The following is a 1,157-nucleotide window of genomic DNA, read 5'->3' as shown; positions in this document are numbered from 1 at the left end:
AACTCTTGCCGGTTATGCCAGGCCGAGCAGCCCAGCGCGGTCATCCCCGCCAGCAGAAACAGCCCCAACGCTATCCTCAAAGCCTGCGGCCCAGCGGTCTGCCATGATCTCACGGGTAACAGAGGCAATACCGGATCCGGGAAGGGCAATATCGGCACCCCGGTATCCGGTGAGCTGACCGGGTCACCGGCGCTGTTGAGCGCCGTTTTGGTTTGCAACCACTGTTGCCAGAGATGACCGGTTAACCTCTGCGGTAATGCCGGCACAAAGGTCAGCGTCATCGCCTGAGGCGGACAAGGCGGCAGGCCATATTCGGGGGTCAGGCAAGCGGGTAATATGCATGTCTGCATCCAGTCGGCCCAGCTGGTCAGCTCAACCCCGCACTGAAAACGGGCGGCCTGTTCCGCTACGCTGCCCTCGCCCAACCAGTCCGCCAGCGGTTGATCCGAGATGCCCTTGCGCCAGACCGTGACGGTGTTTTGACCAGCCTGCCACGCAAACCACGGTGAATCAGGACGTTGGGGCGCCCCGGCTAAGTAACCGGTCAGCACGAAAGGTAACGGAATACCCTGGCGGCGACGTACCTGAGAAAGCTGCCAGCGCAGTTCCCGTACCCAACCCGCCAGGGCCCTCTCATCCCGGGACTGTTGCGGGGTGATGACGGCCATCACGCTCAATTGGCCGCCCCAGGCGGGCCGGGCAGCCAGCAGGCTTGCCACGCTATCAGACAACGCGATCCCTGACGGTAAACATAACCAGTCGCCCTGCGGCGTCTGACGCCACTGTGCATCACCAAACAGGCTGTCCTGAAGGTGACTGCACACCAGCACCACCGGGCGACGATCGCTGTCCGGCGGCAGCGCTGCCGACAGGCTGTCAAAATTTTCCTGTCGCCGGGATCGCTCGGTATAAAACAGTCCGCCCAGCGTGAAGAGCAGGATAATGATCCCGCCCCCCCATCGGCCCCCCGGCGATATGGGAAGCCAGACCAGACAGAGCAGCAGCGCTAACCCGGCTGCCCATCCCCATAGCGCCCGTCGCCACATCGCACTCATTGCGCCCACCCCGGCAGCCGCGTGATCAGATACTGCCCCAACCCCCACCAGACACCGGTCAGCACGATTATCGTCGTGATCAGCGGACCGCCAATGGAACGT

Annotated in this window: 1 protein-coding gene and 1 pseudogene; both read right to left on the bottom strand. The window is 63.1% G+C overall.

The window, feature by feature from the left end; genetic code table 11:
- Nucleotides 1-824: pseudogene (locus tag ABR397_RS22725) on the bottom strand (OmpA family protein); the annotation flags it as partial.
- Between the two features lie 52 nt (nucleotides 825-876).
- A complete protein-coding gene (locus ABR397_RS22720) occupies nucleotides 877-1,044 on the bottom strand; it encodes a hypothetical protein (protein ID WP_350307689.1) in 168 nt (55 codons plus the stop codon).
- Nucleotides 1,045-1,157: the final 113 nt, after the last annotated feature.

Origin of the sequence: Photorhabdus viridis, from assembly GCF_040256935.1 — a bacterium.
Lineage (GTDB): Bacteria > Pseudomonadota > Gammaproteobacteria > Enterobacterales > Enterobacteriaceae > Photorhabdus > Photorhabdus viridis.
Note: the sequence above shows the minus strand (reverse complement) of the source record. Positions and strands in the feature narration are given on the sequence as shown.